The sequence below is a fragment of the Halomonas sp. TP35 genome, assembly GCF_052375975.1.
GTDB classification, from domain to species: Bacteria; Pseudomonadota; Gammaproteobacteria; order Pseudomonadales; family Halomonadaceae; genus Vreelandella; species Vreelandella citrativorans.
Window position 1 is genome coordinate 70955 of record NZ_JBQSUZ010000013.1, and the last position, 22587, is coordinate 93541.

The 22587-nt window shown below is 56.3% G+C and carries 32 protein-coding genes; 21 read left to right on the top strand and 11 right to left on the bottom strand.

The window, feature by feature from the left end; all coding sequences use genetic code 11:
* Positions 1-16: 16 nt before the first annotated feature.
* From mmuM to ACT3RU_RS14155, 4 genes are all read right to left on the bottom strand, one after another.
* Positions 17-976, bottom strand: coding sequence for a homocysteine S-methyltransferase (mmuM, locus tag ACT3RU_RS14140; RefSeq protein WP_192528151.1), 960 nt, complete (start codon positions 974-976; stop codon positions 17-19).
* A complete protein-coding gene (locus tag ACT3RU_RS14145) occupies positions 973-2403 on the bottom strand; it encodes an amino acid permease (protein WP_192528150.1) in 1431 nt (476 codons plus the stop codon). Before ACT3RU_RS14145 ends, mmuM begins: the two co-directional genes overlap by 4 nt.
* A gap of 180 nt (positions 2404-2583) precedes the next feature.
* The gene (locus ACT3RU_RS14150) at positions 2584-3189 is read right to left on the bottom strand and encodes a class I SAM-dependent methyltransferase (RefSeq protein WP_192528148.1); all 606 of its coding nucleotides are present in this window, start codon (positions 3187-3189) and stop codon (positions 2584-2586) included.
* 11 nt (positions 3190-3200) lie between these two features.
* Positions 3201-3830 (bottom strand): LysE family translocator, encoded by a 630-nt coding sequence (locus tag ACT3RU_RS14155; protein WP_192528146.1) that lies wholly within the window; start codon positions 3828-3830, stop codon positions 3201-3203.
* 202 nt (positions 3831-4032) lie between these two features.
* Here ACT3RU_RS14155 and ACT3RU_RS14160 point away from each other — a divergent pair, with 202 nt between their 5' ends.
* Together ACT3RU_RS14160 and ACT3RU_RS14165 are read left to right on the top strand one after the other, a co-directional pair.
* Entirely contained in the window at positions 4033-4605 is a 573-nt protein-coding gene (locus ACT3RU_RS14160) for a P-loop NTPase family protein (RefSeq protein WP_192528145.1), read from the top strand.
* A 98-nt stretch (positions 4606-4703) separates the two neighbouring features.
* Positions 4704-5639, top strand: a complete 936-nt coding sequence (locus ACT3RU_RS14165) for a glycerophosphodiester phosphodiesterase (RefSeq protein ID WP_192528143.1) — start codon at positions 4704-4706, stop codon at positions 5637-5639.
* A 52-nt stretch (positions 5640-5691) separates the two neighbouring features.
* On the opposite strand, the gene ACT3RU_RS14170 is transcribed toward ACT3RU_RS14165, so the two are convergent.
* Entirely contained in the window at positions 5692-6585 is an 894-nt protein-coding gene (locus tag ACT3RU_RS14170; protein ID WP_192528141.1) for a dihydrodipicolinate synthase family protein, read from the bottom strand.
* Between the two features lie 196 nt (positions 6586-6781).
* On the opposite strand from ACT3RU_RS14170, the gene ACT3RU_RS14175 reads away from it, so the two are divergent.
* The 3 genes from ACT3RU_RS14175 to ACT3RU_RS14185 all read left to right on the top strand — a co-directional run bounded on the left by ACT3RU_RS14175 (position 6782) and on the right by ACT3RU_RS14185 (position 9619).
* Positions 6782-7615 carry an AraC family transcriptional regulator gene (locus ACT3RU_RS14175; protein ID WP_192528140.1) on the top strand — a complete coding sequence of 278 codons (834 nt, stop codon included), beginning with the start codon at positions 6782-6784 and terminating at the stop codon, positions 7613-7615.
* A gap of 13 nt (positions 7616-7628) precedes the next feature.
* A complete protein-coding gene (locus ACT3RU_RS14180; protein ID WP_192528138.1) occupies positions 7629-8237 on the top strand; it encodes a LysE family translocator in 609 nt (202 codons plus the stop codon).
* A 1157-nt stretch (positions 8238-9394) separates the two neighbouring features.
* The gene (locus ACT3RU_RS14185; RefSeq protein ID WP_192528136.1) at positions 9395-9619 is read left to right on the top strand and encodes a DUF2188 domain-containing protein; all 225 of its coding nucleotides are present in this window, start codon (positions 9395-9397) and stop codon (positions 9617-9619) included.
* A 50-nt stretch (positions 9620-9669) separates the two neighbouring features.
* Here the strand turns inward: ACT3RU_RS14185 and ACT3RU_RS14190 are convergent, their stop codons facing one another.
* The 3 genes from ACT3RU_RS14190 to ACT3RU_RS14200 all read right to left on the bottom strand — a co-directional run bounded on the left by ACT3RU_RS14190 (position 9670) and on the right by ACT3RU_RS14200 (position 13379).
* Positions 9670-10431: a DNA adenine methylase gene (locus tag ACT3RU_RS14190; protein WP_192528135.1), complete on the bottom strand. Its 762-nt coding sequence runs from the start codon at positions 10429-10431 to the stop codon at positions 9670-9672.
* A 126-nt stretch (positions 10432-10557) separates the two neighbouring features.
* Entirely contained in the window at positions 10558-11604 is a 1047-nt protein-coding gene (locus ACT3RU_RS14195; protein WP_192528133.1) for a phage portal protein, read from the bottom strand.
* Positions 11601-13379 (bottom strand): terminase large subunit domain-containing protein, encoded by a 1779-nt coding sequence (locus tag ACT3RU_RS14200; protein ID WP_192528132.1) that lies wholly within the window; start codon positions 13377-13379, stop codon positions 11601-11603. The genes ACT3RU_RS14195 and ACT3RU_RS14200 overlap by 4 nt, the downstream gene beginning before the upstream one ends.
* 158 nt (positions 13380-13537) lie before the next feature.
* Here ACT3RU_RS14200 and ACT3RU_RS14205 point away from each other — a divergent pair, with 158 nt between their 5' ends.
* The 11 genes from ACT3RU_RS14205 to ACT3RU_RS14255 all read left to right on the top strand — a co-directional run bounded on the left by ACT3RU_RS14205 (position 13538) and on the right by ACT3RU_RS14255 (position 19129).
* Positions 13538-14359 (top strand): GPO family capsid scaffolding protein, encoded by an 822-nt coding sequence (locus ACT3RU_RS14205; RefSeq protein WP_192528130.1) that lies wholly within the window; start codon positions 13538-13540, stop codon positions 14357-14359.
* Between the two features lie 14 nt (positions 14360-14373).
* Complete coding sequence (locus ACT3RU_RS14210) at positions 14374-15435, top strand: phage major capsid protein, P2 family (protein WP_192528129.1); 1062 nt, start codon at positions 14374-14376, stop codon at positions 15433-15435.
* Positions 15432-16109, top strand: coding sequence for a phage terminase small subunit (gpM, locus tag ACT3RU_RS14215; RefSeq protein WP_192528128.1), 678 nt, complete (start codon positions 15432-15434; stop codon positions 16107-16109). Before ACT3RU_RS14210 ends, gpM begins: the two co-directional genes overlap by 4 nt.
* A 62-nt stretch (positions 16110-16171) precedes the next feature.
* The gene (locus tag ACT3RU_RS14220; RefSeq protein WP_192528126.1) at positions 16172-16738 is read left to right on the top strand and encodes a head completion/stabilization protein; all 567 of its coding nucleotides are present in this window, start codon (positions 16172-16174) and stop codon (positions 16736-16738) included.
* Positions 16735-16944: a tail protein X gene (locus ACT3RU_RS14225; protein WP_192528124.1), complete on the top strand. Its 210-nt coding sequence runs from the start codon at positions 16735-16737 to the stop codon at positions 16942-16944. The genes ACT3RU_RS14220 and ACT3RU_RS14225 overlap by 4 nt, the downstream gene beginning before the upstream one ends.
* Before the next feature lie 22 nt (positions 16945-16966).
* Complete coding sequence (locus tag ACT3RU_RS14230; protein WP_192528122.1) at positions 16967-17170, top strand: hypothetical protein; 204 nt, start codon at positions 16967-16969, stop codon at positions 17168-17170.
* Positions 17160-17660 carry a lysozyme gene (locus ACT3RU_RS14235; protein WP_192528121.1) on the top strand — a complete coding sequence of 167 codons (501 nt, stop codon included), beginning with the start codon at positions 17160-17162 and terminating at the stop codon, positions 17658-17660. Before ACT3RU_RS14230 ends, ACT3RU_RS14235 begins: the two co-directional genes overlap by 11 nt.
* The gene (gene lysB / locus ACT3RU_RS14240) at positions 17657-18079 is read left to right on the top strand and encodes an Rz-like lysis system protein LysB (RefSeq protein WP_192528119.1); all 423 of its coding nucleotides are present in this window, start codon (positions 17657-17659) and stop codon (positions 18077-18079) included. The genes ACT3RU_RS14235 and lysB overlap by 4 nt, the downstream gene beginning before the upstream one ends.
* Positions 17979-18224 carry an Rz1-like lysis system protein LysC gene (gene lysC, locus ACT3RU_RS14245; protein ID WP_412767841.1) on the top strand — a complete coding sequence of 82 codons (246 nt, stop codon included), beginning with the start codon at positions 17979-17981 and terminating at the stop codon, positions 18222-18224. The genes lysB and lysC overlap by 101 nt, the downstream gene beginning before the upstream one ends.
* Positions 18187-18681: a phage tail protein gene (locus ACT3RU_RS14250; RefSeq protein WP_192528117.1), complete on the top strand. Its 495-nt coding sequence runs from the start codon at positions 18187-18189 to the stop codon at positions 18679-18681. The genes lysC and ACT3RU_RS14250 overlap by 38 nt, the downstream gene beginning before the upstream one ends.
* Positions 18671-19129 (top strand): phage virion morphogenesis protein, encoded by a 459-nt coding sequence (locus ACT3RU_RS14255; protein WP_192528116.1) that lies wholly within the window; start codon positions 18671-18673, stop codon positions 19127-19129. Before ACT3RU_RS14250 ends, ACT3RU_RS14255 begins: the two co-directional genes overlap by 11 nt.
* A 54-nt stretch (positions 19130-19183) precedes the next feature.
* Here ACT3RU_RS14255 and ACT3RU_RS14260 read toward each other — a convergent pair whose 3' ends face one another.
* Positions 19184-19486 carry an Arc family DNA-binding protein gene (locus ACT3RU_RS14260; protein WP_192528114.1) on the bottom strand — a complete coding sequence of 101 codons (303 nt, stop codon included), beginning with the start codon at positions 19484-19486 and terminating at the stop codon, positions 19184-19186.
* A 97-nt stretch (positions 19487-19583) separates the two neighbouring features.
* Between ACT3RU_RS14260 and ACT3RU_RS14265 the strand changes: the two genes are divergently transcribed.
* The gene (locus tag ACT3RU_RS14265; protein ID WP_192528112.1) at positions 19584-19748 is read left to right on the top strand and encodes a hypothetical protein; all 165 of its coding nucleotides are present in this window, start codon (positions 19584-19586) and stop codon (positions 19746-19748) included.
* A 71-nt stretch (positions 19749-19819) separates the two neighbouring features.
* Positions 19820-20623 (top strand): BRO-N domain-containing protein, encoded by an 804-nt coding sequence (locus ACT3RU_RS14270; RefSeq protein WP_192528111.1) that lies wholly within the window; start codon positions 19820-19822, stop codon positions 20621-20623.
* Positions 20624-20699: 76 nt separating this feature from the next.
* Here ACT3RU_RS14270 and ACT3RU_RS14275 read toward each other — a convergent pair whose 3' ends face one another.
* Together ACT3RU_RS14275 and ACT3RU_RS14280 are read right to left on the bottom strand one after the other, a co-directional pair.
* Positions 20700-20981 carry an addiction module antidote protein gene (locus tag ACT3RU_RS14275; RefSeq protein WP_192528109.1) on the bottom strand — a complete coding sequence of 94 codons (282 nt, stop codon included), beginning with the start codon at positions 20979-20981 and terminating at the stop codon, positions 20700-20702.
* A complete protein-coding gene (locus tag ACT3RU_RS14280) occupies positions 20978-21280 on the bottom strand; it encodes a type II toxin-antitoxin system RelE/ParE family toxin (protein ID WP_192528108.1) in 303 nt (100 codons plus the stop codon). Before ACT3RU_RS14280 ends, ACT3RU_RS14275 begins: the two co-directional genes overlap by 4 nt.
* Before the next feature lie 115 nt (positions 21281-21395).
* Between ACT3RU_RS14280 and ACT3RU_RS14285 the strand changes: the two genes are divergently transcribed.
* The 3 genes from ACT3RU_RS14285 to ACT3RU_RS14295 are packed head-to-tail and all read left to right on the top strand — an operon-like array spanning position 21396 to position 22460.
* Positions 21396-21911, top strand: a complete 516-nt coding sequence (locus tag ACT3RU_RS14285) for a phage baseplate assembly protein V (RefSeq protein ID WP_225733889.1) — start codon at positions 21396-21398, stop codon at positions 21909-21911.
* Positions 21911-22108 (top strand): hypothetical protein, encoded by a 198-nt coding sequence (locus ACT3RU_RS14290; protein ID WP_192528106.1) that lies wholly within the window; start codon positions 21911-21913, stop codon positions 22106-22108. The genes ACT3RU_RS14285 and ACT3RU_RS14290 overlap by 1 nt, the downstream gene beginning before the upstream one ends.
* Position 22109: 1 nt before the next feature.
* Entirely contained in the window at positions 22110-22460 is a 351-nt protein-coding gene (locus tag ACT3RU_RS14295) for a GPW/gp25 family protein (RefSeq protein ID WP_192528104.1), read from the top strand.
* Positions 22461-22587: the final 127 nt, after the last annotated feature.

Sequence of the window (22587 nt, forward strand, 5' to 3'; positions counted from 1 at the left end):
CCAGCCCCCTGGCCAACTAAAGCGACTGCCGCCACTGGGCCAGTGCCCGAATATCATCAGGTGTTGTACGGCAGCAGCCACCGATACCCGCAGCCCCTGCTGCCAACCACTGCTCCACCCCTTGAACCAAGCCAGAAGGACCTGTGGCGGTATGATCACAAGGTGCCGGGTGCCAGGTTTTGGTCACCGCGTTATACAGCTCGCCCGAGTTGGGGTACACCAACACAGGCAGGTCGCACTGGCGCTTGATCGCCGCGACCAATGACTCGATATGCGCAAGCGCGGTGCAGTTTACACCGATAGCTGCCACGCCAGGGCAGTTGGCCAGCGCTGCGGCACACGCCTCAATGGGTGTTCCATCGCTGATATGTTCACCATCCTTGGCCGAGAAGGTAATCCAGGCTTGGGCGCCGGGGTGTTCAGCCAACAGATCAGTGATTGCCAGCGCCTCCTCTAATGAGGGCAAGGTTTCTGCTGCCAGCAGATCAGCGCCCGAGGCCAGCAGTAGCTCGAAACGCTCGCGATGAAACTCAACCAGCCCGGCACGATCCAGGTCATAGCCGCCGCGGTACTCGCTGCCATCTGCTAGATAAGCGCCATAGGGGCCAACGGATGCGGCCACTAGCGGTTTGGGGCGGTCGGTTTGCCCCGTCTGCCACACCGCATCGCGAGCCTGCTGCGCCAACGTGACCGACCGCTGAATCAGCTCCCGCGCCTGCTGGGCGGTCATTCCCGCCTGCATAAAACCAGGCACCGTGGCCTGGTAGCTGGCGGTAATGGCGCAGTCGGCACCGGCTTCGAAATACGCCTGATGCACCTGGCGAATCTTCTCCGGCGCTTGGGCCAGCAGGCGCGCCGACCACAGGCTATCGTTGAGATCACAGCCCAGCGCTTCCAGCTCAGTGGCAAGCGCCCCGTCGATGACCATAAAGGGTGCGTCCGCCAGCAGGGCCTTGATCGGATTTGATTCACTCATACTCTTTTCTCCTCAGCGGCGGTATTCAGGTGGGCAGGGGATTGAACGGCCTTACGATGGTGCAGAAAATGCACCAGGTAACACAGGCCAATGAACGGCACCCCGAAGTAGAGCGCCACGCGCTGCTGCGGATCAAACGCAATGCCGATGCACGCCGCCAAACAGGCCGCAAATGCGACCAGCGGCACCCAAGGGTAGAACGGCGTGCGGTAGACCAGGTCTTCAAGCCGCCCGCCTTCGCGCAGATACTGGCGGCGGAAGTTGAGCTGACTGAGCGCAATCGCCATCCACACTACTACCACGGCCAAGCCAGAAATCGAGACCAGTACCAGGTAGACCGTTTCCGGTGCGTAGACGCTTGAAAACAGCGCGCCGAAGCCACCGATCATGCTGAGCAGCAGTGCATTCATCGGGATGCCGCGCTTGTTAAGCCGACCCAGCGACTTGGGCAAAGTGCCTTGATCTGAAAGCGTCCAAAGCATGCGTGATGAGGCATAAAGCCCGGAGTTGGCCGCCGACAGCAGCGCGGTGATAATCACAAAGTTCATGATGTCCGCCGCCCCGGGCACGCCCAAGCGCTGGAATACCGCGACGAAGGGGCTTTGGCTAAGCCCAGCCTGGCTTTGGGGCAGCAATGCCGCAATCACGATGATGGTACCCACAAAAAAGAGAATCAGCCGCCACAGCGTGGCGCGGATCGCTTTGGGCACATTGCGCGCCGGGTCCACGGTTTCCCCGGCGGCAATGCCAATAAGCTCCGTGCCGGAAAACGCAAACATCACCGCCAGTAACGTAGTACCGATGGCCAACAGGCTCGGCGACATGGCGCCCTCGCCCCAAAAGGCCGAAAGTCCGGGCGATGCCACCGCAGCGCCGCTTGAATCCTGCAGCGGCACCCAGCCAATAATCGCGCCTGCCCCGACGATCACAAACACCACCACCGCGATTACCTTGATCAACGACAGCCAGAACTCGGACTCGGCAAAGAAGCGTGAGGTAAACGCATTCACGCCAAACACAATAGCTGCGAACAGCCCGCTCCAGTACCAGCCTGGGATATCGGGAAACCAGCGTCCCATAAACACCGCCGCCGCGGTAAACTCCGACCCCAGCGCCACCGTCCAGGTGAGCCAATACATCCAAGCCACCATATAGCCGGTACCAGGGCCGATATAGCGGCTGGCGTGGGCGCTGAAGGCACCGGAATCCGGCATATGTACCGCCAGCTCTCCCAGACACATCATCACCAACCAGGCAACGATGCCACCCACCAGATAGGCCAGCACGGCCCCAATCGGCCCTGCCTGCTGCACGGTATAGCCGGAACTTAAAAACAGCCCGGTGCCAATCACGCCCCCTAACGAGAGCATCACTAAGTGGCGCGTCTGCATGCTGCGCTTGAAGTGCGCGCTATCTTGCTCACTCATGGTGACCTTCTTCCTGTCTTTAACCTAACGGGCCAACCAAGGTCCCAAGAGCGCGCTATTTTAGTGCAACAAGATTTTCAGAAAAAGCATAAAAAAACGTTTTGATATCCTAATTTCAAATAACCGAATTTTGAGTACGTGTTAGCCCCCTTCGCAGGCAGTCAAAGTCAGCGCCTTAGCTTATGGCAGTGTTTTCTGTGCAATCAAATAGGCGTGCAATTCCGGATGCTGGTCATATTCCATATGTCGGCACACCGTGCCTAATTCAATCAATAGCGACAAGAAACCGTTAGTGCCAAGCGATGAGTAGTAGACCTTTGGCCCCATAAAGCTGTCGGTATGCTCGCCAGGTTTGTCCGTTCCGCCAAAGGAGAAAATCAACACGCCATTAGCGCTTAAGCTGTCGATAAGCTTGGTAATCACACTTTTCTGCTGTGCCAAAGGAATATGCCAGATACTGTCCCAAGCGGTAATGAAGTCGTATTTGCTAGGCGGTTTCCATTGGCAAATATCTTGGTGGTGAAAGGTCACATCAGGATGCTTCTGCCTGGCCAACTGGATCATTTCATCAGAAATATCCACGCCTTCCGGCGTAAAGCCTTCCTGTTGGAATAAACTGATAAAGCGGCCTGTGCACCCACAACCAATATCCAGCGCCCTTCCTCGGCTCTTCACGAACGTTAGCGCTCTTTTGTGCGCCGCCATACCGTTTTCGAGATTGAATTTCTCGCTTTGCCAGAGATGAGTGATGTGGTTGTAGGCATTGCCGATGTCAGCTGGATTCATGAATATCCTACCTAATGATTAGACGCCATTAACGTGCCGCCCGCGGCAATAAACAGGCCGCCGGTGGCACGATTGAAGCGCTTATAGCGGCGTGGGCTTTGAAACCAGCGGCTGATGCTGGAGCCCAGCCCTGCATAGGTCGACATCAGGGTAAAATCGATCACCAGCCAGGTCACGGCCAGAATCACGAACTGAACCAACTGCGGCTGGCTCACATCGATAAAGTTGGGAAAGAGCGCGGCGAAGAACAGCAAATCCTTGGGATTGCTGATGCCTACCATAAAGCCACGCCGAAAGAGGGTTTTCATCGGTATGCGCTGATTGCCAGCGGCTGAAGGGCTCTGAATATCGATCCCCGAGGAATCCCGCCAGGCCGCGATACCCAAGTAGATCAGATAAGCCCCACCGACCAGTTTCAGGATATAAAAGGCATTTTCCGAAGCGGCCAGAATGGCGCCCAACCCCAGCGAGGAAACCATCATCAGGACCAATGAAGACAAGGCGCCGCCCAGCACGGTCGCGGTCGTGTGCTTTCGGCCAAACTTGAGCCCGTGGCTTGTACAAAGCAGCGCCACCGGCCCTGGAAAAATAATCAAGGCAAAGATGACGCCCACATAGGTCAGCCAAGTCAACGTATCCACGCTGCGCTCCTTGTTAATTGAAATGTAAGGTAATAGCGTATTGCCTTACATTTTCGCTCTTATTTACCTCATTCGCGTCGCCATATTCATCAAACGACCGACAACGTATACCTTACAATGAGCGGAATACCAAAAGCGATGCAGGCTTGTCCAACGCTCTCTACCTACGTAAACTGGCGCGCCGCTTGAACAGGGCTTCATCATGAAAATCAACGTTGTGGGCAGCAGCGGCAGCGGCAGCGGCAAAAGCACGCTCTCCCATCAATTATCCCATGTTCTGGGCATTCCCCATATTCAGCTTGACCCGCTTTTCTGGCGCGCTGACTGGCAAGGCACGCCGGATGATGAATTTTTCGCCAAGCTGGAGGCCGCTTTAAGCGCAGCCCCAGATGGCTGGGTGCTGGATGGCAACTTTAATCGCACCCGTGATATCAAGTGGCGTGATGTCGATATGATCATCTGGTTGGATTACGGTTTTTGGCGCGTTTTCCGCCAATCCCTCTGCCGCGCGATTAGCCGTATCGCTAGCCGCAAAGAACTCTGGCCGGGAACCGGTAACCATGAATCGTTTCGCAAGACCTTTATGAGCCGCGACTCGATTCTCTGGTGGATGCTGACCAATTGGCGCTCGAACCAGCGGCGTTACTTTGCCGATTTGATTGACGCTCGTTATCGCCATATTCGTATCGTGCGCCTTACCCACCCTCGCGAGGCGGATGTGCTGGTTAAGCACTTGGCACAAAACGGCACTGACGTTGGCACGCCAGCTACCTAACGCTTGATGTAGACCACGATGTTTAATGCAGCATCATTTGGAGTGGAGTAGTAAACGACGTAGGGTAATGAGCAGAACATTCACTAACAGGAACGTTTATGCGTCATGCTTCGTTATTTACTGCCGTGTCATTAGGTCTTTTCGCTGGTGTTACCACCTCGGCTGCATTAGCAGAAACGTCTCCACTGGAGCAACAGCTAAAAGATCTAGCGTCGTTTCAGGTGATTGCGCATCGCGGCGCAAGCGGCCATGTCCCGGAAAGCAGCATGGCGGCACTGGAGTTGGCCCATGAATGGGGAGCGGACTATCTGGAACTGGATATTCAGATGACCGCCGATGGCGAATTAGTAGCCTTTCACGACGATACCCTTGAGCGCACCAGCAACGGCGAAGGCCACATCAACGATCATACGCTTGCCGAACTCAAGGACCTGGATGCGGAAGCCTGGTTTAACGACACTTACCCTGACCAAGCGGATGAGGCGTTTATGGGTACCGAGATATTAACGCTTGAAGAGGTCTTCAGCCGTTTTGGTCAGAACGCCCGCTACTACCTGGAAACCAAGTCGCCCCAGTTGAACCCAGGCGTTGAAGCGGCGCTTGTTAAGCGCCTGGAAGCGTTTGATATGATCGACACCGGGCGCGTGCTAGTTCAGTCGTTTGAGCAGGAGAGCCTGCTCAAGATTCACGAACTGAACGACGATATCCCACTGATTCAGCTGGTGTGGTACTCCCCCAGCCAAGAGGACAGTGAACGTCTGGTGGAGTGGAGAGGCACTACGCCGGGAGCACCGGACATCACCGACGAGCACTTGCAAGCCGTGGCCGATTACGCAGTAGGCTTAGGGTCGAACTACCGTTATGAAGGCGAGCAGGTGATCGACGAAACGTTCATTCGCCAGGCTCAGGATAACGGCTTGGCAGTACACATCTACACGGTGAACGATACCGATCATATGCAGCAGCTCATCGACTGGGGCGTGAACGGCTTGTTTACCGACTACCCGGATCGGCTGATTGAGCTTATCGAGTAACACGTTAAATACGCATTTTCCCAGCGTTTACTGGGCGTTTTGATGCTTTCGCCTAACGTAGTTCGAGCTCTTCAATCACCTGCTCGACCCTTGCGCGCCGACTGCCTTGGAACGTGTTTAGCGGCAGCGGCAAGCAAGGCATGCTGACCTTGCCAAGGATCTCGGCGGCGGTGGCGATAACCCGTAAGCTTCCTCCGTATTCACGGTACAGCGCCCAGAAAGGTTCTAGCTGATCAGAAAGGCGCTGCGCTGTTTTAAAGTCACCCGCCTGAGCTGATCGCGTTATCGCCAGCGCCGTTTCAGGAAATAACCCGCCCAGCACGGAATACCAACTATCGCACCCCGCCGTTAGGCCGGTGGCCGCGACAACGTCACCGCTTATCCCCAAGGTGACATCCTCTGGAATCAAAGCACGCAACCGATCAACCCGCTCGCGAGCAGCGTTGAGATTCATGCTGACCGGTGGAATCTTGATCGAGCGGACCTGAGGCAGCTGGGCAATACGCCCATGCAGCTCATCGCTGAATTCAAAGTGAGTCGTACCCGGATTATCGTACACACACAGCGGCACGCTTAACGAACGACAGACCGTTTCATAGTGACTGAACACTTCGTCATCGGTCAGCGTTTGATAGGAAACGGGCGCCAGCAATACGCCGCTGGCGCCCGCTTTCTGAGCGTCTTCGGCAAGCGCCAACACGTCCCGTGTGCGCATTGCACCAATACCGATAATCACGGGTACATCGCCCGCGCTTTCTATCGCCAGTTGAGTAACACGCGCCCGCTCCTCTCGGTTGAGATACGCATAGCTACCGGTTGAGCCCAGCACGCCGATAGAGTTCACCTGCGCCTTGGCCAAGCGTTCCACTAAACGGGAAAACTCGTTTTCACGTACCCCCTGCTCGTGCATGGGCGTTAATGGAAATGCACTCAGGCCGGTAAACATGGGGAGCGATCCTTTTAACGAAGGCTTAGTAGATACGTCTGAAATTACCAGACAACACGGCATGAGGGTAGCGGGAGGAGAATAAGCAGGCACGAAAGGAGTAACCGACACTTATAAAGCGCAATTTTGTACAAGCTGCGCTAACACGTGAGCGTTAAACTAGCGCAATGACATTTGGATAGACGGAGGCTTAGCAATGGGAAAATCGGCAAGCCGCTTTCAGTTCACTAAAAGCCAGCACATCCCCACGCTGAAAACGCTACAGGCAGCGATGTCCGATTTTCGCTATGACCCTCATGCGCATGAGGAGTACGCCTTTGGGGTGACGCTGTCAGGTCGTCAGGACTTTTTCAGCGGTGGGCAATATCACCGTAGCCCACCAGGTAATGTAATTATCTTTAACCCGGATGATGTTCACGACGGCCAACCAGGCGGCGACCGCACGCTCGACTACGTCATGCTGTACGTTCACCCCGCTCAAGTTAAGGCCCTATTTGACGACGCCCTGGGGCAGGAAACAGCATCCCACTTTCGATTCGACAGTACGCTGGTGCAAGACATGGCACTACGCGAGCGGATAACCAACGTTGCCCGATTGATTACCACATCAACCGGCAGCCAGATCGACCAGGAAAACGCGCTCTATCAAGTTGTTGAACGAATCACCCAGCTAGGCGGTGCTTACCAGCCTGGGCATACCTCTAGCAGGCCCGATGCACTTCTCGGCTTGGCCAAAGAGTATATCCACGCGCACCTGGACACCGATCTCTCGCTTGAAGCGATTAGCCAAGCGGCGCACCTTTCCAAGTTTCATTTCTTGCGGCTGTTTCGTCAGCAGTTGGGTATCACGCCCTATCAGTACGTCATCAACTGCCGGGTTAATGCGGCGTGCAGCGCACTTGAAAAAGGCGCACCGCTTAGCGAGGTGACGTTTCGCTACGGCTTTACCGACCTTAGCCATTTTAACCGTCGCTTTAAGCGTATTTATGGCCTTACTCCCCACCAATACCAGCACCACCTTAACGACTAACCAGAGAGCTTTTATGTTAGCTATTATCGCTTATGCCGTGGGCATCATGTATTCGCCTGGGCCTGTGAACCTGATGGGGTTAAATACAGGCGTTAATGGGCAGGCAAAAACGTCGCTGGGTTTCTGCCTGGGCGTGGGCACGGCGATGCTATTACTGTTTTTACTCTTCGGCTGGGCAGGTGCTGCGTGGATTGATGGACGCCTACTCATCGCAGTAAGCATTATCGGCTGTGGTTATATTATTTATCTGGCCATACACATTGCGAGAGCGCGCGTTGACGTTAATGCCGTATCCAGCTCGCCACTCACCCTTCGCTATCGTGACGGCCTCATTCTGCAATTGCTGAACCCCAAAGGAATTATGGCGACACTCCCCATCGCCACACTGCAGTTTCCCGCTGCGGGCATTCAAGGGCCTGGCTTGGTGGTTTGGTCGATGGGATTAGCGCTACTGGCCGCAGGTGCCCCCGGAAGCTACATGTGGATAGGTAGCCTGGTCGGTAACCGAATTGACAACCCCGCCTTCTTTAAACGCTTTAATCAGATAATGGCGGTGCTGTTGATGGGCGTCGCGCTATCTATCGCTTATGAGCATGTTTGGGTGACTTTAGTATCGGCGTAGTAGGGTGGCAAAGCAGCGCCCATTCCAGGCGCTCAGGTAGTTAACGAAAAGCGCGCTCATAAAGACAATATTGACCAGCAATCTAACGAAGCCGACCCGAAAGGGAGCGAGTAGTTTAGGCCTGCAACCTTAACGGCTCCAACATCGTGCAGCTTGGTAAAAACGTCTTGCTTTGTACTGGCTACCCTTTCTTGCGTACAATTGCCCGCCAACGAATCCTCCGCTTTTGATACGTCGCTTTGGTGTACCCCCTTTTTAGATAATTATCTGATTACGTAACCAAGGTACGAATCAGGTACGCCTATGTACCGTATCAAAGGGTATTGAATATGTGTATTTATACGGCATCAAAAAGATGCAAATGGTTGATATGAATAAGTTAAGCCCAGCAGATGCGGCCCGCCGCTTTTCCGTCGCGCCCATGATGGATTAGACCGAAATCCCGCTGTTAAGCCTCTCGTTTAGAACAAGTACCAAATTTGTGCCAACTAAATAGCGCTTTTGTTCTGTTTCCCTTTTGCTTACAGATACGCGAGTGACGCGTGTGCGTGCGCATCATGCGTAGGGGTGCGTCAGAATGTTTGGGGGTCTCGGAAAAAGGTAATAAAGGTAACCAAGCTCGAAAATACAACATAACTTATTGATATACATATAATTAAAACAGACGTTCAAAAGGTAATAAAAAGGTGATCAATAGGTAACCACATTACCTTTTAAATAGGTAAATTCTTGTTTTTATAAATTCTAATATTTTCATATACTTACTTTAAGATTACCTTTTGGATCACCTTTTATTACCTTTTAGAGGTAATCTTAAAAAGAATAAAAAAACAGAAACTTACAGATGAAAAGCAGCCAAATTACCTAGATTACCTTTTTCCGAGCCCCCCATGCTTTCTGGGAGATTTCCCCGTGGCCTCCTTGTCCGGGATTACTCCATTAAGTTCGCAAGATTCCGCATGAGAAAACACGTCTGTAACAGGGCCGTAAAGCCCAGTGCCGACGCGGCTTGGTAGCTAGTGCATGGGTGCATATAAACACACAGGTTTAGCGCGCAGGCGGGGCGGGGAGTCGACGGCGCGCCATGGGTGGGCAAGGCAGGCTTTTATGGTCTAGGGTGACTAAGAGTAAGACTTAACAAAAATGAAGGAGGAGCCGTGGATAACTATCACCTCACAAAAGATGGCGACGACTGGAAGTTACAGAAGGAAGGTAGCGACCGTGCCATCAAAAGGTCTGAGACGAAAGCTGCTGCTATGGAGCACATGAAAGGCTATATGGATGGCAAAGAAGGTTCAGTAAAAATCCATAAAGAGGACGGAGAATTTCAGGAGGAGCGCACATACCCACGCAGCGCTGATCCTCGCAGTTCCAAAGGTTAATGCAAAGGCCGCCCTCGTTTGGGCGGCCTTTGCTTTGGAGCCATGCTGGCTTAACGGTTGGTAATGATGAGCTCTCCCCGTGGCTCTGTGGCCTGCTGCCCAACAGTGTATCGAATTTCTGTTGTCTGTATGGTTAACCCCTTGAATGCCTCGCGCATCTCTGGTGTGTCGTTGACGCTGACCACAAACTGCCCCTGCCCTGTTCTAGCTAGTTCACCCATGCGGTAATACTCCTCAAGCGGAAAGTCGCAGCCGTATCCGGCTGTTCCCCAATATGGAGGGTCGAGGTAGAACAGCGTGCCTTCACGATCGTAGCGTTTGATGCACTCTGCCCAGTCGAGGTGTTCAACCACGGTACGAGCCAGGCGCAGGTGCGCGGCGCTGAGATCCTCCTCAATGCGCAGCAGATTCATTCGTGGCGGTGATACCGCAGAGGTGCCAAACGTCTGGCCACTGACCTTGCCGCCGAAGGCTAGCTTTTGCAGGTAAAAGAACCGTGCCGCCCGCTGGATATCGGTGAGGTGGCCCGGGTCGATTTCCCGTTGTGTGAGGTACTCTTCCCGGCTGATCAGCCCCCAGCGGAATTGCTTCACCAGCTCGTCAGGGTGGTGCTTCACGACTCGGTAGAGGTTCACCAACTCCCCGTGTGCATCGTTGATCACTTCCACCTTGCTGGGCGCTTTCATAAAGAAGAGCGCAGCACCGCCGCAGAAAGGCTCCACGTAGGCAGTGTGTGGCTTGAAGAGCGGTAAAATCTGTTTAGCCAAGCGGCGCTTGCCGCCCATCCAAGGCAATATCGGTCGATTAGTCATCCATGACACCTGTTCAAATATACAGTATTAATATACAGTAGTTGGTGTCGCTTGCGGGGCCGGGACGCTCCCACTGTTTTCAGGGATGAAACGAGCGATGTGCGCCTGGTTACGCCAGGCGCTTTTTTATTCGCCTAACGAATACTCTTTAAACCGAATCACCTCCTCCCCCAGCAGATCGTTGATCTCACTGAACACGGCCTGCACCGGTTCCAACTCATTGGTGACGAACACCTTGGCGGCTTTCTCCACGTCGCCGAAGCCGCCGGTGTTGTTGGGGATGATGCCCATCAGCTGCGGGGGGATGCGGTGGCCTGCCAGTTGGTCGTCGCGGGTGATGTTCTTGATCGCGGCGAAGTCATCCTTGGCGGCGACCTCGCTGATCGGGATGATCTGGATGCCGTCTTTCTTTCCGTTGGGGCTGTAGAGGAACAGGTTGCGGAAGTTGCCTACACCTTTCGATTCTTTTAACGCCGTGCGCATGGCGTCGATGTCTTCCTGATTGTGGGCCGCATCGGAGACGTACATCACAAACCCGGCATGAGAGCCGTTCAGGTAATACTTGCGCCGGAACAACGTGGCGTTTTCGTTGAGATAGATCGACTGCAGCGCGCCCAGGTAATCCGGCACGCCATACACCTCCTGATTAATATCTGGTTCCAACAGGTGAATAATGCTGCCCTCTTCAAACTCGCTGCGTTCCGACCAGTTGGGCACCCAGAAGTAGCGGCTCAGATCCGCGCCGCGACGTACGTACTTCGCCCGGGCAGGCTTCAGTGCCAGCAGTCTGCCCAAGCGACCGAAGACCCTCTCCAGGTAGCAGTTACCAAACACAAAGTAATCGGTGGCCAGTGCGCTGAACGCCTGGCGGCTTAACAGCGGGTGAGGAATAAACGAACGCACCAGAATATTGCGCTTCACCTGAATGGCTGAGCCATGGTGCGCCGTGGCGCGATAGGTTTGGGCCAGTGCGGGAAAGTCCACCGGCGGTTCGTACCACTCATTACCCAGCATCCAGCAGCCGGTATAGAAGAAGTCATAACCATCAATCACTGGCGTCGGCTCACCAAAGCTGAACGCCTCTGCCTTGGCAGGCGCGGCCGTGGTCTCGGTGTCTTTCACGTAAGCGGGCACGCGTACCCGGGGCTTTGGCGCTACTGCCGCTTCGCTCATCCATATATCTCCATTAGAGAACGCCCCGTACCATAATCGGCCGGGCCATCAAGAGGTTCATTGTGTAAGGCATGCATGGTGGCCCACGCCAGGTCGGCATGGCCGGTTTGATTATTGCGTCCGGCGGTATAGGTCATCTGGCGGCCAGAAGCCGTTAACTCGCGGCGGATCGCCATAAATGACTGGGCGATATCGACCCAGCCAGCATCAAATTCAAGACGGCCCTTGTTGATGATCTGCTGCGCCTGCATCACCAGCCGCGACTTCATTTCCGGGGTATAGCGGTACCGGGTTACGGTGGGGAAAAACTTGGCGACCAGTTGGGCCACGGCTTCCCCCAGGCCCGACGTATCGATACCAATAAAGGTCACGTTATAGCGGCGGGTCACGCTGCGAATGAATTCCGCCTGGGCTTCATAATCGCGGCCTTTAATGCGGTGGCGTTCAAGAATGCGGTGTTTGCTCTCCAGCGTTTTGGGCGGCGCGATCACAACAAGGCCCGCGCCGTCGCCTTCCTCTCCATCCCCCGCCGGGTCGTAACCTACCCACACCGGGTGCTCGCCATAAGGCCGTGGGGCGAAGGGTTTTAGATCCCGCCAGGCATCCCAGCTGTCCACCATGCAGCGCTGCATCATCGCCAGCGGGAAAGCGCTTTGCGTATCGTCCACGAACTCGCACATCAGCAGGTTCGCAAACTCATCATCGCTGTACTCAAGGCGCAGCTGGTCGATGTCGAACAGATCACAGCCACCGGCGATAGCATCTTCAATGGTCACGATCTGCCGCCACTGGCCATCCGGCCCCCGCGCTCCATTCTTCAGCGCCGCGTGGCTGATATCGATCTTCACCCGGTCGGCTTTCTTCTGGCGTTTATTGAACCGGTCACCGGTCCAGAACGGATACGCCTCGTGGGCAACCGACGATGGCGTGCTGAAATAAGTCTGCTTCCACTTCTTATGCATCGCCATGCCCGACGTCACCTTGCGGAACGTCTCGAAGCCATGAATCCAGAAGTATTCGTCTAAATAGGTATCGCCATGGTATCCCTGCGCCGTCTTGGCGTTTGTGCCTAGAAAATGCAGCTCTGCGCCGTTGGCGAGAATGATGGGGTCGCCCTTCAGCTCAACGCCGGTCACTTCCTTAACGAACTGCACAATGTAGTGGCGGAAGATGTGCGCCTGGGCCTTCGAGGCGGACATGAATATCTTGTTTTTGCCGGTCTCCATGGCATCGGCAATGGCTTCACGGGCAAAATACCAGGTCGCACCAATCTGCCTTGACTTCAGCAGGTTGCGAATGCGTTCATGCTGCCCGGCCCGGTACCAGCCCCGCTGGTAATCGAATAGCGAGGCCTCGAACGCCTCGACGATCTGAATAACGCCTTCATCACCCACATCATTGCGCGCAGGCTTACGCTTCTCGCCGGAGTTGCGCTTCTCAATGTTCGGATTGAGGTCAGTCTCCCTCCCACTGCCCTGATACTTGTGTACCCGGGCCAGCCGCTCGATCTGGCGGCCGAGCAGGTCAATCTCCTTGAAGTCTTTCCCCTCTTTCTGATCCTTCCAGATCAGCTGTACCAGGCGCGCCTCCAGCGCCCCTTCTACCCGCTGGGTCGGCGTGGCGTCGTCCCACGCATCGCGCTTTTTCCAGCTATCGATGGTCGCCCGGGGCAACTCCAGAAATTCAGCAATGCGCGCAATACGCCACCCCATCCAATAGAGATGGCGGGCAGAGAGGCGGTGGTGATCGTCGTCGATGTTGGCTTGTGGAGTCATGCCGCCAGCGTACCCGCGCAGACGAGGCCACGATTGCCCCGCTCGGTGTGAGTAAGGCTACTTACACCCAGCGCGCATTGAGCCAGGGCGCGTGTGCGCGGAACCTGACGACAATCAAACACCCCTGCTTATTTTCTGTCAGCTACCGAGGCCCACCCATGTCCTGGCACCGTATCGCAAAAGAAGGCGCAACCACTGATGGCCGCACCATCAGCGCCGAATGGCTCACTCAAATGGCCGCCAATTTCGACCCGGACAACTACGGCTGCCGGGTCAATATGGAACACATTAAAGGCATGCTGCCGGATGGCCCCTTCAAAGCCTACGGCGATGTAACCGCGCTCAAAACTGAAAAGGACGACGATGGAAAGCTTGGCCTCTACGCCGAGATCGACCCGACCGACGAGCTAAAAGCCATGGTCGAGAAACGCCAGAAAATCTACACCTCAATGGAAGTAGATCTCGACTTCGCCGACACCGGCGAGGCTTACCTAGTCGGGCTAGCCGTTACGGACACACCCGCTTCACTCGGCACCTCAATGCTCCAATTCAGCGCTCAGCAGGTGAAAAACGGCGACGAATCACCGCTGGCCAGCCGCAAGCAGCGCCTAGAAAACCTCTTCTCCGCTGCGGTGGAAACCGACCTTTCCTTCAGCGAGGAGCCGGAAGACAAAGGCCCAACACTGGCCGAGCGTGTGAAGGCGCTGTTCAAGAAGCAGGACGCAAAAACCGAAGCCGGTTTTGCCGCGTTCCGCGCCGATCTGGAAGAGACCCTTGGGCTGTTCGTTGAAAAGCATCAGGCACTCAGCGAAGCGCTGAAAAAGCGCCCCACTCAAGCCGCTTTCAATGAACTCAAAAGCGCCCACGACACGCTGAAGAAAGAGTTCGACGCGCTTTACAGCAAGCTCGACAACACTCCCAACCGCCAGCCGCGCACGCCTGCCACCGGCAACGACGGCACCATCGAAACCGACTGCTAAGAGACGCCACCAATATGCGCAATGATACCCGTACGCTTTTTAACAGCTTCGCCACTCAGGTGGCCAAGCTTAACGGCGTCCCGGACGCTACCCAGAAATTTGCCGTCGATCCCACTATCCAGCAACGGCTGGAAAAGCGCATTCAGGAGTCCAGTGACTTCCTTTCGCGTATCAATATGGTCGGCGTCGATGAGCTGAAAGGCGAAAAGCTCGCCCTTGGTGTCACCGGCCCCATCGCGGCCCGCACCAACGTCAACAACCAGGATCGCAAAACCCGTGACCTCACCACCCTGGATGCCCAGGGCTACGAGTGCCGAATGACCGAATTCGACACCCACTTGGGTTACGCCAAACTGGATGCCTGGGCCAAGTTCCCCAACTTCCAAGCCATGGTGCGCGATGTGATCGTTCGCCAGCAGGCGCTGGATCGCATGATGATCGGCTTCAACGGCACCTCCGCCGCTTCCCAAACCGACCCAGTGGCCAACCCCTACCTGGAAGACGTCAACATCGGCTGGCTGCAGCATTACCGCACCCAGTCTCCTCAGCGAGTGATGAAAGACGGCAAAACCAACGGCAAAATTTTGATTGACCCAACGCCCCTCGAAACCGGCCCCGGCATCGTCGGTGACTTCGCCTCACTGGATGCCGTGGTTTACGACGTGATTAATAACTTAATCGCCCCCTGGTTCCGTCGCTTGCCAGGGCTAGTTGTAATCCTTGGCCGCAACCTCATGGCCGACAAGTATTTCCCGCTGCTCAACCAGCTGCCGCCTAGCGAGCAGTTGGCCGCCGACCTGGTTATTAGCCAGAAGCGCATCGGTGGACTGCAAGGCATGGATGTGCCCTTCTTCCCCGATAACGCGCTGATGGTCACCACCCTGGATAACCTATCGGTCTACTGGCAGAACGGCGCCCGCCGCCGCTACGTCACCGAGAACCCACGGCGCAACCGCGTGGAGAACTTCGAATCTTCCAACGACGCCTACGTGGTGGAAGACTTCGGCGCGGGCTGCCTGGTGGAAAACATCGAACTCTCTGAAGCAGCCATTAACGGTATCAAGGAGAAGCGATGACCAGCCCAGCCCGCCGTCACTTCGAACGCGTTAGCGCCGCCCAAGCGGCCGCTGATGCGGGGGACGCCCCCATGCAGGGCGAAGCCTACGAGCTTATGCAGGCCGCCCTGTTTGAAGACTACCGCCGCCTTAAATCCACTCAATCAATGGAGAAAAAGGCCGAGATCAAGCGCGAGATCCTGCCCAACTACGCCGAGTACGTGGCCGGCGTGCTGGAAGCCGGTCAAGGCGCACAAGATGACGTGCTCCTGCGCATCATGCTCTGGCGTATTGATGCGGGAGACCTGGGCGGTGCTATTGCCATTGCCCGCTATGCCCTCAAGCACAGCCTAACCCCGCCGGACCAGTTCGAGCGCGGCACCGCCGCCATCATCGCGGAAGAAGTGGCCGACCAGGCACTTAAGCAAATGGACGATGAAGGCACCGATTCTCTCGCCCTGCTCGCCCACTTGGTGGAAGTTGAACACCTCACCGCAAGCGCTGATATGCACGATCAGATCCGCGCCAAGCTTCATAAGGCGTTGGGGTATGCGCTGCGTGTGGCCAACCAACTGGATGAAGCCCACGCAAGCCTTACCCGTGCGCTGGAGCTCAACGACCGCATCGGCGTGAAGAAAGACCTTGAACGCCTGGAACGTGAACTGAAACAGAACGCCGCCAAGCCCACCGGCTAGGCCAACCGAGTCGACCGCCGACGTCAGGGGGCGCGACGTAAGAGCCAAGCACTCAGGCACCTATGCCTAGGCTCACGCTCGAACGCCGCCCACCCCCTTCTTATTCATCGCGCCCGACCCCGCGCAAAAACGGTTACCCGCTACCTGGAGCCATGATGAGCAGCTTTATCTCGGCAGGCACGCCCCCCAGCGACACCGCTGAACAGGCCATCGAAAACAACGGCTTCTGGCCGGATATTCAGCCCAGCGCGTTCCGTGAACGCCACCGGCTGGACAGCACCATTACCAGCGCCCGTATCGAAAGCGCCCTGCAAGCCGGCATGGCCACGGTGAACCGCGTGCTACGCCACTGGCAACAAGCCAAGGTCGATGCCGGCTACGCCACGATGGACTCGCTGCCCATTCCCGTATGGCAAGCGCCGGAGGTTTTTCGCGGGCTATACCTACGCGCCGTGTTCTCCACCGCGCATGCCAGCCTGGTCGAACACTACGCCGACTTCGACGCTACCAACAGCGGCCGCGAGCGTGGCGAGCAGCTGGCCAACCCCGCCGACAGCTACCGCCGCGATGCCGCCTGGGCGATCAGCGAGATCGAAGGGCGCCCGCACAGTACGGTCGAGCTGATATGACCCTCGTACACGCCGAACAGCACGACACATTGGATGCCATTTGCTACCGCTTCTACGGCACCACCCGTGGCGTCACCGAACAGGTGCTGGCTGCCAACCCGTGGCTGGCGGAGCTAGGGCCGGTGCTGCCCCACGGCACGCCCGTCACGATGCCCCTCATATCCCAGACCACACAACGCGCCCCCACGGTGCAGCTATGGGATTAACACCCACGACACTGAGGCCCGCATGAGCCATCACTTTGAAATTTCCACCGAGACCGCCAAGGCCGCACCACCGGCGGTCGTCTCGCTGCTGCACGTAGGCGGCATGACGCCTGCCGACTGGGTCACGGTGTTAACGCTTTTATATCTCGCGCTGCAGATCGGGTTGTTGGTACCCCGCTACCTCACCCGCCTGCGCCACTACTGGGAGAACCGTCGTGGGTCTTAAAACACGTATTGGCGTTAGCCTCGCTGCCGGCGCCATTAGTATCGCCACCGCCGTGGTGACTTACTACGAAGGTTACCACCCCACGGCTTACCACGACCCCGTGGGTATTCCGACCATCTGCTATGGCCACACGGCCACCGTGCGCATGGGGCAAACGCTCAGCCAGGCAGAGTGTACCGCCTTGCTTGAAGAAGACTTGGGCGACGCCTTCGCCACGGTCGACAGGCGCGCCCGGGTAAATCTGCCCGCCCCCACCCGCGCCGCGCTGGCATCTTTCGTTTACAACGTTGGGGAAGGCAACTTTGCCCGCTCCACCCTGCTACGCAAGCTCAACCAGGGCGACCTGCGCGGCGCCTGCCATGAGCTAAGCCGCTGGGTGTATGCCGATGGGCAAAAACTCAACGGCCTGGTGACACGCCGCGCTACCGAACGGGAGCTTTGTCTTTCAGGATTGAGTCTGGCCGGGCTGGAACAGGCGCCCACCCCATGAGCCGACTACTTGCCGCCCTTACCATTCTGGCACTTGTGCTGCTGGTGACCTGGGCACTGTGGCAACGCACCCACGCCGCTGAGGCCCGCGCCGAGCTTGCCGAACAGCAACTGGCGGAATCCCGCCAGCGCGAAGCCCAGCATCAGGTCGTGATCAATGCGCTCTGGGATAACGCCTTACGCCAGGCCAACCAGCGCCGCGCTTTAGCCCAGCAACAGGCGGCGCTTGCGCGAACGGCCTCCGACCGCTTGGCCATCATTGAGGATCTTCACCGTGAAAACGAGACGCTACGCGCCTGGGCTGCTGCTCGCCTGCCTGATGCTGTTAACCGGCTGCGCCACCGCCCCGCCATCACCGGCGCCGCTGCTTATTACGAATCAGTGCGCGACGCCAAGCCCCTGCACGCTCCCAGCCAGTAACCCGTTCACCAACGGCGAACTGCACCTGCAGCTTGAACGCACCGAAGCGGCATGGGCGCAGTGCGCCGCCGAGGTAGACGCCATTATTGCCTGCCACGAGAACGCCGATGAAAAAGCTTCACCTGCTACGCACACACCTGATTAACGCCGTACCGGCGCTTGCCCGCGACCCTGAACGGCTGCTCACCTTTGTGGAAGAAGGCAGTATCGAGTTTCGCCGGGGCCCCAACCTGACCCACGAATACCAGTTCACCGCCCAGTTGGTTCTCACCGACTTTAGCGCGGACCTCGATACCCTCATCGTGCCACTGCTGCAGTGGCTGGCCGAGTACCAGCCGGATGCCGACCCTGCTCAGGCCATCAGCTTTGAAGCCGAGATCCTCAGCCATAAATCCGTCGACGTAGCCCTGCGCGTAAAACTCACCGAGCGCGTACTCGCCAAGGTGGATTGCGATGCTGGCCGCATCAAGGTGGATCACGTACTGGCCCGCTTCGAGGCTACCGGCTGCCCCGCCCCCCGCTGGCAGCTACTGATTCGTGATAGCGCAGCCGATGCCGACTACACCCTGGCTGCCGAATGGGACAATGCGCATGGCGGATAACATGGAAGCGCTGGAAGATTGGGTAAGCCCCCTACTTGCCAAGCTGGATATAAAACAGCGGCGCGCCCTGGCCCGTAATGTGGCGCGAGACTTGCGCCGCCGACAGCGGGAACGCATTCGCGCCCAAACCAACCCGGACGGCACGCCCTTTACCCCGCGCAAGGCCCAATCGTTTCGTGCTCAGCAAGGCAGCATTCGCCGCCGCGCCATGTTCAGCAAGCTCTCCACTGCCAAGTGGCTCAAGGCCACCACTCAAGGCGACACCGCCGTAGTGGGTTTCTTTGGCAGCGTCGCCCGTATCGCCGCTACCCACCAACGCGGCCTCAAAGATCGCGTCAGCCGAGATGGCCCCCGAGTGGAGTACGCCCAGCGGGAACTGCTCGGTTTTACCGCGCTGGATCGCGAGATGGTTATGGACTCAGTGCTGAGGCATTTGGGAGGGGGATAGGAGGCTGATGTAACGACTAGTTACACCAGCCCCATGGTATGGGAGTGTCAGGTTTCACTCTTCATCTTTATTACTACTGGATAGCTTGCGTGACAATTTTGGAATCCCCTTCCCTGCCTCCCCACGTTTGATCTTCTCTTCTAGCTCTTGCCTGAAAATATCAAAGATTTTCAGCATCTGCTCGGGCGGAACGTCGTCGACCAGAGCATCAGATTGTTCGTCTTTAAAGCTCTTTTCCAGGCGCGCTACTACCTCCGCTGTCATTGAGCGGTGATTTTCTTTCGCTGCCGCTTTGAGCTTCTCTTTCAGCGACTTAGGGATTTTTAGATTGCTTTGAACTTCGATGTCTTTTTCCATGTAGCAAAAATATAGCTTTTAGGGATTGACCGCAACGTAGCTAATAGCTATGTTTTATACGTAGCTATTAGCTACATATTGGATAAGGAAATTACTCATGGGTAAAAACATGATGCAAAACAAACCACAGTGCAATCTACGCCTTGAGCCAGAACTAAAAGCTTGGTTAGACACTAAGGCAAAAACGACCCGGCTAAGCCGCACATGGTTAGTCAATGATCTGATTAGAAAGGAAATGCAGCGTGAAACCATCCAGAAATGAAGAAGCCCTCGGCGCTGCCACGCCAAGGGCTTCAGGAAGCACAGCCCCAACCTCTATGAAAGGAACTGCACATGAATGATAGCACTGCAACCGCCGAAATTCTGCCCTTTCGGTTTGATACCCGCGAAGTCCGTACCCTGCTAATTGATGACCAGCCGTGGTTCTTCGCAATAGATGTATGCGGAGCTCTCCATCTCAGCCATACCCATAAGGCACTTCTCGGTCTTGATGACGACGAAAAACGCGAACAGGAACAGTATTCCGGTTCGGGCCGTAAGCCTTTGTTGATCAATGAGTCGGGACTTTATTCACTGATTCTCCGTAGCCGAAAGAAAGAAGCCAAACGTTTCAAAAAGTGGGTCACCGCCGAAGTACTACCCGCCATCCGCAAGCACGGCCACTACCAAGATGTCGAAGGCAAGATGGGCACCTTGATCGGCCAAACAATTGGTACCGATGGGTTCCACTGTTTGGCGGCCGTGGTAGAAGGTCGGTTACGCCGCTACCCAAAAGCCACCCAACAGCGTGCTCGCTCACACCTATGGTCACAGGTACGCAAAGCCTTCGGTGTTAGCCGCGGCGAAGACATCCCCGCCAGCCAACTGGATGCCGCTCGCCAATTTATTGCCGCTTATGCCCTGGAAGGCGAATGGCTACCGGCCTCACCAGATACACTGGATAAAGCCGACCAACTCAACCTGCAATCGCTATGCAGTCATATGCTTCAGATTCGAGACCTATACCGTCACTATCATTTATACGACGCCCTGACCCAACTTGGCTCTCCAGCTGGCAAGCGGCTCTATGGTCATGTGATAGATGGCGCAGCGATTGCCCAACGCTACCAATCAAGGTTTCCGTCTCTTCTACACTGAAACACCTTCAACCCAAACAAAATGCCCCACCGAAAACGGTGGGGCATTCGTACTTGGTGTTATTAAACCTAAAGCCTTACGACGCTTCAGCATGCAACGAAATACCGAGGGCTTTCGTCACCGTCATGATCGTTGCAAAGCTCGGGTTTCCATCAGCGGAAAGCGCCTTGTATAACCCCTCACGGGTCAACCCAGTATCACGTGCTAGTTGTGACATACCCCGGGCGCGGGCGATATCACCAAGCGCGGCAGCTACCAGCGCGGGGTCGCCTTCCTCAAAGCAAGCTTCAAGGTATAGCGCCATATCCTCTTCAGTTTTTAGATGGTCAACGACATCCCATTTACGCAGTGTGCTCATGGTGCCTCCTTCAAATCGCGTGCCAATTGCTTCGCGATATCAATATCTTTTGCTTGGGTGGATTTATCACCACCTGCCAGCAAGATCACCAGTTCATACCCCCGCTGGACAAAATACACTCGGTAGCCAGGCCCGTAGTGAATCCTCAGTTCCGATACCCCTTCACCAACAGGTTCACAGTCCCCGAAATTCCCCAACTCAACGCGGCGCACCCTGGCCAAAATCTTTGCCTTGGCCCTGCTATCTCGCAACTTCTCGAACCAGGTCGAGTAGGTCTCGGTGACGGTAATCATTTTCATGATTAAAATGTAAACCACAGTTCACACAAAAGCAAGTAGTGTCTTCGGTGTAAATAGCCCCACTCACACCCGCCGCCGCTTCGCCTGCGCCTAATGCCGCCGCAGGATAGCGGCTATGAATATTCCCGAACTCCTCCGCCTGCTGCATAACCTGATCCGCCTTGGCACCATCGCCCAGGTGGATCACGCCGCGGCCCGCGTGCGCGTCAAAACCGGCGAGCTGTTAACCGACTGGCTGCCGTGGATTGAAGGCCGCGCCGGATCTACCCGGGATTGGGACCCACCCACCCAGGGCGAGCAGGTCATCATCTTTTCACCCGGCGGCGACCCCGCTGCTGGCGTGGTGTTAACGGGCATTTATAGCGATGCCCACCCAGCGCCCTCAAATGCCCCTAGTGTCATCGGCCGCTGGCTGCCAGATGGTACCCGGATCGAGTACGACCATATCAAGAACCGGCTTTTCATCGACTGTGCAGGGCCAATCGAAATAAAAGCCGCAGGCACCGTGACCGTTGATGCGCCCCTTATCAAACATAACCAAGGCACAGGGGTGGTGACTCAACAGCACATCTGTCACTTCACCGGAAACCCCCACGGCGACGGTAGCAGCACCGTTAAGGCAGGCAAGTAGTGGCCCTTAGCAAAACCCAGCTTAAAAACCGAATCATCAGCGAGATGCAATCCCAGGGGGCCACGGCTACAGGGGAACACAGCTGGGTAAACCGTATGGCCGAAGCCATTGCCAACGCGGTGGTGGATGAGGTGCAAGCCAATGCAGAAGTGCCCGTTACCGGTGGTTCCAGCGCTGGCCAGTACAAGGTGCAATGACATGTCTGGCATGAGCTCACACACCGGTAAAGCCATGGATTCGCTGGCTCATATCCAGCAATCGGTGAACGACATCCTCACTACCCCGATCGGCTCACGCGTGATGCGGCGGGAGTACGGTTCACTGCTACCTGAACTCATTGACCAGCCCTTGAACGGCCCCACGGCCCTGCGCGCCTATTCCGCCACCGTGGTCGCGCTGATGAAGTGGGAACCGCGTATTCGCGTACAGCAAATCGCCCGCCGGGTATCCACAAACCGGCCCGGCCGCTTTGATCTCATCATCACCGCCCGGCGGGTGGATAGTGGCGAAAGCGTTAGCCTGGCCGTACCGTTCAAGGGAAACGTATGAACAACGCGATTGATCTCTCCCAACTACCCGCACCCAACATCATTGAGCCGCTGGACTATGAAACTCTGCTGCCCGAGCGCAAAGCACGGCTGGTCGCCCTCTACCCTGAAGAGGAGCGGGAAGCCAT

What these genes read in the sequence shown, in the direction of transcription:
- ACT3RU_RS14295 (WP_192528104.1), top strand. Translation starts at nt 22,110, where the DNA reads ATGTCTGGCATGAGCTCACACACCGGTAAAGCCATGGATTCGCTGGCT.
- ACT3RU_RS14175 (WP_192528140.1), top strand. Translation starts at nt 6,782, where the DNA reads ATGGGAAAATCGGCAAGCCGCTTTCAGTTCACTAAAAGCCAGCACATC.
- gpM (WP_192528128.1), top strand. Translation starts at nt 15,432, where the DNA reads ATGACCAGCCCAGCCCGCCGTCACTTCGAACGCGTTAGCGCCGCCCAA.
- ACT3RU_RS14270 (WP_192528111.1), top strand. Translation starts at nt 19,820, where the DNA reads ATGAATGATAGCACTGCAACCGCCGAAATTCTGCCCTTTCGGTTTGAT.
- ACT3RU_RS14285 (WP_225733889.1), top strand. Translation starts at nt 21,396, where the DNA reads ATGAATATTCCCGAACTCCTCCGCCTGCTGCATAACCTGATCCGCCTT.
- ACT3RU_RS14230 (WP_192528122.1), top strand. Translation starts at nt 16,967, where the DNA reads ATGAGCCATCACTTTGAAATTTCCACCGAGACCGCCAAGGCCGCACCA.
- ACT3RU_RS14210 (WP_192528129.1), top strand. Translation starts at nt 14,374, where the DNA reads ATGCGCAATGATACCCGTACGCTTTTTAACAGCTTCGCCACTCAGGTG.
- ACT3RU_RS14180 (WP_192528138.1), top strand. Translation starts at nt 7,629, where the DNA reads ATGTTAGCTATTATCGCTTATGCCGTGGGCATCATGTATTCGCCTGGG.
- ACT3RU_RS14260 (WP_192528114.1), bottom strand. Translation starts at nt 19,486, where the DNA reads ATGGAAAAAGACATCGAAGTTCAAAGCAATCTAAAAATCCCTAAGTCG.
- lysC (WP_412767841.1), top strand. Translation starts at nt 17,979, where the DNA reads ATGCTGTTAACCGGCTGCGCCACCGCCCCGCCATCACCGGCGCCGCTG.
- ACT3RU_RS14150 (WP_192528148.1), bottom strand. Translation starts at nt 3,189, where the DNA reads ATGAATCCAGCTGACATCGGCAATGCCTACAACCACATCACTCATCTC.
- ACT3RU_RS14280 (WP_192528108.1), bottom strand. Translation starts at nt 21,280, where the DNA reads ATGAAAATGATTACCGTCACCGAGACCTACTCGACCTGGTTCGAGAAG.
- ACT3RU_RS14225 (WP_192528124.1), top strand. Translation starts at nt 16,735, where the DNA reads ATGACCCTCGTACACGCCGAACAGCACGACACATTGGATGCCATTTGC.
- ACT3RU_RS14265 (WP_192528112.1), top strand. Translation starts at nt 19,584, where the DNA reads ATGGGTAAAAACATGATGCAAAACAAACCACAGTGCAATCTACGCCTT.
- ACT3RU_RS14220 (WP_192528126.1), top strand. Translation starts at nt 16,172, where the DNA reads ATGCCTAGGCTCACGCTCGAACGCCGCCCACCCCCTTCTTATTCATCG.
- ACT3RU_RS14165 (WP_192528143.1), top strand. Translation starts at nt 4,704, where the DNA reads ATGCGTCATGCTTCGTTATTTACTGCCGTGTCATTAGGTCTTTTCGCT.
- ACT3RU_RS14170 (WP_192528141.1), bottom strand. Translation starts at nt 6,585, where the DNA reads ATGTTTACCGGCCTGAGTGCATTTCCATTAACGCCCATGCACGAGCAG.
- ACT3RU_RS14190 (WP_192528135.1), bottom strand. Translation starts at nt 10,431, where the DNA reads ATGACTAATCGACCGATATTGCCTTGGATGGGCGGCAAGCGCCGCTTG.
- ACT3RU_RS14200 (WP_192528132.1), bottom strand. Translation starts at nt 13,379, where the DNA reads ATGACTCCACAAGCCAACATCGACGACGATCACCACCGCCTCTCTGCC.
- ACT3RU_RS14160 (WP_192528145.1), top strand. Translation starts at nt 4,033, where the DNA reads ATGAAAATCAACGTTGTGGGCAGCAGCGGCAGCGGCAGCGGCAAAAGC.
- ACT3RU_RS14275 (WP_192528109.1), bottom strand. Translation starts at nt 20,981, where the DNA reads ATGAGCACACTGCGTAAATGGGATGTCGTTGACCATCTAAAAACTGAA.
- ACT3RU_RS14145 (WP_192528150.1), bottom strand. Translation starts at nt 2,403, where the DNA reads ATGAGTGAGCAAGATAGCGCGCACTTCAAGCGCAGCATGCAGACGCGC.
- ACT3RU_RS14205 (WP_192528130.1), top strand. Translation starts at nt 13,538, where the DNA reads ATGTCCTGGCACCGTATCGCAAAAGAAGGCGCAACCACTGATGGCCGC.
- ACT3RU_RS14195 (WP_192528133.1), bottom strand. Translation starts at nt 11,604, where the DNA reads ATGAGCGAAGCGGCAGTAGCGCCAAAGCCCCGGGTACGCGTGCCCGCT.
- ACT3RU_RS14255 (WP_192528116.1), top strand. Translation starts at nt 18,671, where the DNA reads ATGGCGGATAACATGGAAGCGCTGGAAGATTGGGTAAGCCCCCTACTT.
- mmuM (WP_192528151.1), bottom strand. Translation starts at nt 976, where the DNA reads ATGAGTGAATCAAATCCGATCAAGGCCCTGCTGGCGGACGCACCCTTT.
- ACT3RU_RS14250 (WP_192528117.1), top strand. Translation starts at nt 18,187, where the DNA reads ATGAAAAAGCTTCACCTGCTACGCACACACCTGATTAACGCCGTACCG.
- lysB (WP_192528119.1), top strand. Translation starts at nt 17,657, where the DNA reads ATGAGCCGACTACTTGCCGCCCTTACCATTCTGGCACTTGTGCTGCTG.